This is a genomic window from Streptomyces sp. NPDC014676 (assembly GCF_043084105.1).
In the GTDB taxonomy this organism is placed as follows: domain Bacteria; phylum Actinomycetota; class Actinomycetes; order Streptomycetales; family Streptomycetaceae; genus Streptomyces.
Genome location: NZ_JBIBZI010000042.1, coordinates 1 through 6,033 on the forward strand (window position 1 = coordinate 1; position 6,033 = coordinate 6,033).

The following is a 6,033-nucleotide window of genomic DNA, read 5'->3' on the forward strand; positions in this document are numbered from 1 at the left end:
TCGATGAACGCCTGGTAGGCGGCGTTCGTCACCGGCGTGGTGTCGATGAAGAACGGCGCCACCTCGCGCCGGTGCGCGGGCCGTTCGTTGTCCAGGGCCCACGGCTCGTCGGAGGTGCCCATCGTGAACGGGCCGCCCGGCACGAGGACTTCGGACGGGCCGGTGAACAGCGCCACCGGATGCGGGTCCGGCGCGGTCAGGGCCGGAGGGCCCGTCCGCAGCTGATGGGTGATCAGCATGGTCTCGTCGTGCTGCTGCTCGTGCTGGGCGATCATCCCGAAGGCGAAACCGGCCTCGGTCAACCGTGTCCCGTGGAAGGCGGCCCGCTCCAGCACGTCCAGCGCCCGGGCGCGTACGTCGGCCGCGTAGGCGCGGGCCTCCGCGGGCGCCAGCAGGGGCAGTTTCGGCCGCTCCGCGCGCGGGTGCTCGAAGGCGTCGTAGAGGCTGTCTATCTCGGGCCGTATCGCCTCCTGCCCGGCGACGGCCCGCAGCAGCCACTGCTCCTCCTGGTTGCCGATGTGCGCGAGGTCCCACACCAGCGGCGACATCAGCGGTGAGTGCTGTGCGGTGAGGTCGGGCTCCTCCACACAGCTGGTCAGCAGCGTGGTGCGGTCGCGGGCGGTGACCAGCGCCGTCAGAGCCTGTTCGCGCAGGGTCTCCGAGCCGGCCGACGGTTCGGCGGCGGTTCCGCTCTCAGTGGCGGCGTCCAGGGCAGGGTCGTTCATGGGCGGGTCTCCCTCCCGTGCGGGCCGCGGCTCGCGCCGTCCGGTATCTCCAGCAGATCGTCGGCGGGGCAGCGGCCCCGACGGACATAACGCTCCAGGTATTCGGCGACCGCGTCCGTGACTTGGGTCGAGGCGCCGAGCCGGGGCAGGGCGTCCAGCGCCACGCGGAAACATGCGTCGGCCGTCTCGCGCAGCTCCGGATCGGTGAGGGCGAGACGGGCGGCATCCCGGTACAACGGGTTGTGCGGGGCGGGCAGCCCCAGCGTCCGCTCGGCGAGCGGCTTCACGGCCCGGTATGCGGTCTCGGCTGCCTCCGGGTCGTCGAACAGCGCCGCCACCACCGCCAGCGGCACGATCCAGCCGTCGTCACCGGGCTGCGCGTCGATCATGCGCAGTTCGAGATGGCCGCGCGGCCTGACCGGCGGGAACAACGTGCTGACGTGGTACTCGAGATCCTCCCGCGTCGGTGCTCTCGGGGTCCGGTGCCGTGTCCACTCCCGGAAGGACATGGAAGCCGGTACGTCCCAGGGCCCGTGGTCCCGCCGGACGCACATCACCGGCGCGTCCAGCACATGCAGGGTCCAGGCGCTGCGGGGGTCGGAGGTGAGCAGGGGACCGCCGGCCCGGCCGGTGCCGATCTGTGTCCACCGCAGTTGGCGGGTCGACCTCCAGCCGGTGGACCGCCCACCGGACAACGGGGAGTTGGCGAACGCCGCCAACAGCACAGCGCCCAGGTGATGGGCCAGCCACCACCGCCGCACGTAGCCCTGGGGGCCGGGCTCGTCGTGTCCGGCGTCCAGGGAGATCTGCACGGAGGCAGAGGTGCACATCATGAAGCGCCCGGCGGGACCCGTGCGGTCCAGACAGGCCTCCAAAGCCTCGTAGCGGGGCTGCCGCAGGATCCGGCGGGGCGCCTGCCAGGGGTCGTGACCGAGACCGACGAGAGCGAGTCCGTCCTCGCGCAGGACCGCGCGGACGATGTCCAGGTCGTCGCTCACCGTACGGACGCACTCCGTCAAGGAAGTGGCCGGGGCCGAGCTCAACTCCAGCTGACCGCCGGGTTCGACGGTCAGGGCCGACCCCAGCGGCAGCGTCCGCAGGGTGGCATACGCCGCCCGGAGCCGTTCGGGTGCCACGGGCAGGTGTGGCGCGTGTGCGTCATGGACGAGCCATTCCACCTCGACGCCCATGCGGCGCGGCGGACCTGTCTTGAAGCAGATGCCGCGGACCAGGGCCTCGGCTTCCGCCTCACTGATCGCAGCGCCGGACCGGATCCGGCCACCGTGTGCATCGGACATCAACAGTCCTTTCCTAATGCCGCGACTTGTCCCCTCACATGTCGATGTCTCGTCCCGGCCAGGGCATGACCGGGGGGCGAGACATCGATCAGTCCGTCATCGGCCGTAGGCCTCCAGCAGTCGCAGCCAGACCTCGCTGACAGTGGGGTACGCCGGGACGGCGTGCCACAACCGGTCCAGGGGAACCTCACCGGCGATCGCGATCGTCGCGGCGTGCAGCAGTTCCGCGACATCAGGGCCGACCAGAGTGAAACCGACGATCACCTTGCGGTCCTCGTCGACGACCATCCGGGCACACCCCTGGTAGTCGTCGGCGTGCAGGGCCGAGCCGGCAACCGCGCCCAGGTTGTAGTCCACCACCCGGGTCCGCAGCCCCGCGGCCTGCGCCGCGGCCGCGGTCAGCCCCACCGACGCCACCTCCGGCTCGGTGAACACCACCTGCGGCACCCAACGCTCGTCAGCGCTGGCCACGTGTCTGCCCCAGCGGCCGTCCTCGACACTCTCGCCCTTGGCCCGAGCCACGATCACATCGCCCGCGGCCCGCGCCTGGTACTTGCCCTGATGGGTCAGCAGCACACGCCGGTTGACATCGCCGACCGCGTACAGCCATCCCCCGCCCAGAGCCTGACCGTCGTCGCCGACCACCCGCAGCGTGTCATCCACCGCGAGCCAGCCACCCGGCTCCAGGCCCACCTGGTCCACACCGATGTCCTGGGTGTTCGGCCTGCGGCCGATCGCCACCAGCACCTCATCGGCCTCGATCAGCTCGCCGGTGGTCAGGGTGACACGCACCGTGCCGTCATCGGCACGCTCCACCGCGCCCGCCTCGGCGCCCAGCAGTACCGTCGCCCCGGCCTCCCGCAGCGAAGCGGTCACCCTCTCTCCCACGAACGGTTCCGACAACGGCAGCACGCCATCACGTGCCAGCATCGTCACCCGCGACCCCAGTGCGGCGAACGCCGTCGCCATCTCCGACGCCACGACACCGCCGCCGATGACAGTCAGGCGTCCCGGAACCGCTTCCGCGGCAGCCGCCTCCCGGCTGGTCCATACCCCCGCCTCGGCCAGACCCGGGACATCGGGCAAGAGGGCCGAACTGCCCGTCGTCACCACGACCGCATGCCGCGCAGTCAGCGACGTCACCGCACCGTCCTCGCCCACCACCTCCACGGCACGCTCGCCGGCGATCCGCCCCTGTCCCCGGTACAGCGCGATCCCGGCCGACTCCAGCCAGGACACCTGCCCTTCGTCCTTCCAGTGCGAGGCAAACGCGTCCCGGCGCGCCAGCACCGCCCCCGCGTCCAGCTCCCCGGTGACCGCCTCACGCGCCCCCGGCAGCCGCTGCGCGGCCCGCAGGGCCGCCGTGCTGCGCAGCAGCGCCTTGGTCGGCATGCACGCCCAGTACGAGCACTCGCCGCCGACCAGTTCCCGTTCCACAATGGCGGCGCTCATCCCGCCCTGCACCACCCGGTCAGCAACGTTCTCCCCGACCGGGCCGGCACCGATGACGATGACGTCATACGTGTCCGCGGCCACGGTGTTCACGCGCCCTTCGCCGTGCGGCCCAGGCGCAGCGCCGAGATCAGGAAGAACACGGCACCGGGGATGGCGTAGCCGATCGCGCTGGCCAGCGTGGGCTTGTCCGCACCCGCCGACGCGATGAACGATCCACCCGCGAGCACCGAGATACCGCCGCTGAGGATCATCGGCCACTGGCCGCCCATCTTCCGCCTCGGAATGGCGACGATCAGCTGCACGAGACCGGCCACGACCGCCCACGCACCCCACACCCGCAGCACCGCCGGAATACCCGACGCGCAGGCGAACGCCAGACCGATCGCTGTGATCGAGCTGACCGCCACGTTCACGTACAGCAGCGTCGGCTTACCCGTACTGCGCGACACCTTCGCGTCATAGATCGCCGCACCCACATCGAACAGCGGGTAGAGCACGAGCAGGACAGCCCCGAACGGCGTGATCTCCTTGGCCATCGTGAACATCACAAGAGCCCAGACAATGGCGAACGCGAACCTGACGAAGTACAGCCGTCGCAGAGCAGAGGCGGTCCCGGCCAGGCCGGAGTCGGCAACAACAGTGCTCACGATGTTCCTTTCATAGGGACGGATGGGGGGAAGGCGCTCAGCTTGCTGGGGACCTTCCTCTTCGCGCGGGCCCGAAGCTCCGCTCGTTGGCGGGGGCTGACGGGCACTACGGAAGAACGATCGTTCTGTCGCACCAGCATGACAAGGGTGGAGTGCCCTGTCAAGACAGAACGTTCTATCTTCCAAATCCGCACGTGATCACACTTCCCCACGCCCCCACTCCTGCACCTCTGCACGATGGAGAACGTTCGGTATTGACAGTATGCGGCTCAGTCGGGAGACTCCTAGCAGACAGAACGTTCTACTCCCGCATCTGTGCCTTGCCTTGCACGTCGCGCTGCGAGCATCCACTCGCCGCAACAGCCCGGATAGGCAGCGGACATATCGGCTTACCTCACACCAAAGGACATACGATGGCGGACACCATTTACACGGGGATCGCGACCTCCACCGGCGAAGGCAGGGCCGGAGGCCGGGTCCAGACCGATGACGGCCTGCTCGACCTCTCGCTGGCGATCCCGAAGGAGATGGGCGGCCCCGGCGGTGCGACCAACCCCGAGCAGCTGTTCGCCGCGGGGTGGGCCGCATGCTTCCACTCGGCCCTCAAGGCTGTGGCGGCCGGGCAGAAGACCACTCTCGGGTCGTCCGCCGTCGTCACCGAGATCGGCGTACAGCGGACACCGGAGGGCGGGTTCGGACTCAGCGCCACGCTGCGCATCGAACTGCCGGATCTTGAGCAGGCTGCGGCGGACGAGCTCGTGGAGGCGGCTCACGCGATGTGCCCCTACTCCAACGCGACCCGCGGCAACATCCCCGTCGGCTTCGAGGTCAAGGCGGCCTGAGGCCGGCAGCCGGGGCAGGGGTTCCTCTCGTCCCGACGGAGAGATGTCGGCGCCCGCTCGAATCGATGCGCCGGCCGGCCCTCCCACGCGTGCTCGTAACTCACCGGGCACCGCTCAGGGTTGAGCCCCCACACTGATATGGGCACCGCAGTGACGCCAGTGACTGCGGTGCCCTCAGCCAGTCCACGGGAAAGACGTCAGGGCGTGAGCACTCAGCGGTGCTCCCCCGTCTGCCGCGAGACATCCGGCGGCAAGCCAGGGACGTCTGTCACAGGACGTCCTCACAAGGCAAACCGCTGCCGCGGCCCGGCGGAGTCCTGCCGCGAGGGCCGGAGACGAATCGTGCACGACGCCGAGCCGCACGGCCAAGGTGGCGGACACCAGCGCCGTGAGCCCCGTACGGCGTCGGGCGAGGGTCGTGCGCTCGGCTTGCAGTCCGGGTCACGTCCGACGACATCCGCTCCGGGGCGGCCCCACCTGCTCAGCGTGTCATCACGATGAGCAGGGACGCGGCGGTGCCCGAGAGCGCGACAGCCCATGTCGGGGTGGCCAGCCGGGACGATCACCGCGGGACGGGAGGGCACGACGCCGTTCCACACCTGCCGGCCGGACACGCAAACGGGCCCGGAAGCGACCAGCCGGTCGGCGCCGGTGGTCCCGCAGAGGGCCCGAAGGCGTCTGCTCCCCGCCGCGGCGTCGCGACCGGCCCGGATACGCCGCAGGAGACACGAGGACGATGCCCCACCCAGCGAGCCGGAGCACCGGCTGGCACGCAAACCAGCGATACCCGTCCGTCACCGGCCAGTCGCTGCAAAGACTCCCCGGACGGCTGACTGAACGCGTCCCGGGACACGTTGTACCGCATCATGTGCGTCTCGGTGTGCCCTCCGACCACTGCTTAGACCGATCGTTCTACCGTGCGGTAGGCTTGGCGGTTATGAGTCGGAGTTCTGAAGGCGGCAACATCTCTAAGGCGCGTACGCGGCTCCTCAACACGGCGACCCGGATCTTCTACACCGAGGGCATCCACTCCGTCGGCATCGACCGGATCACCGCCGAGGCACAA

The 6,033-nt window shown here is 70.0% G+C and carries 6 protein-coding genes and 1 pseudogene; 2 read left to right on the forward strand and 5 right to left on the reverse strand.

What is annotated here, in order from left to right; genetic code table 11:
* The 4 genes from ACF1DX_RS38935 to ACF1DX_RS38950 form a co-directional block, all read right to left on the reverse strand.
* On the reverse strand, positions 1 to 725 hold a 725-nt coding region (locus tag ACF1DX_RS38935; protein WP_391795870.1), incomplete at its 3' end, for a DinB family protein.
* Positions 722 to 2,023 carry an ergothioneine biosynthesis glutamate--cysteine ligase EgtA gene (gene egtA, locus ACF1DX_RS38940; RefSeq protein ID WP_391795871.1) on the reverse strand — a complete coding sequence of 434 codons (1,302 nt, stop codon included), beginning with the start codon at positions 2,021 to 2,023 and terminating at the stop codon, positions 722 to 724. The genes egtA and ACF1DX_RS38935, both read right to left, overlap by 4 nt.
* Before the next feature lie 96 nt (positions 2,024 to 2,119).
* Entirely contained in the window at positions 2,120 to 3,559 is a 1,440-nt protein-coding gene (locus tag ACF1DX_RS38945; protein WP_391795874.1) for a dihydrolipoyl dehydrogenase family protein, read from the reverse strand.
* A gap of 5 nt (positions 3,560 to 3,564) precedes the next feature.
* Entirely contained in the window at positions 3,565 to 4,125 is a 561-nt protein-coding gene (locus ACF1DX_RS38950; RefSeq protein WP_391795872.1) for a hypothetical protein, read from the reverse strand.
* A 413-nt stretch (positions 4,126 to 4,538) separates the two neighbouring features.
* Here ACF1DX_RS38950 and ACF1DX_RS38955 point away from each other — a divergent pair, with 413 nt between their 5' ends.
* Positions 4,539 to 4,967 carry an organic hydroperoxide resistance protein gene (locus ACF1DX_RS38955; RefSeq protein WP_391795873.1) on the forward strand — a complete coding sequence of 143 codons (429 nt, stop codon included), beginning with the start codon at positions 4,539 to 4,541 and terminating at the stop codon, positions 4,965 to 4,967.
* Positions 4,968 to 5,141: 174 nt separating this feature from the next.
* On the opposite strand, the gene ACF1DX_RS38960 is transcribed toward ACF1DX_RS38955, so the two are convergent.
* The gene (locus tag ACF1DX_RS38960) at positions 5,142 to 5,402 is read right to left on the reverse strand and encodes a hypothetical protein (protein ID WP_391795875.1); all 261 of its coding nucleotides are present in this window, start codon (positions 5,400 to 5,402) and stop codon (positions 5,142 to 5,144) included.
* Positions 5,403 to 5,904: 502 nt separating this feature from the next.
* On the opposite strand from ACF1DX_RS38960, the pseudogene ACF1DX_RS38965 reads away from it, so the two are divergent.
* A pseudogene (locus ACF1DX_RS38965) lies at positions 5,905 to 6,033 on the forward strand (TetR family transcriptional regulator); the annotation flags it as partial.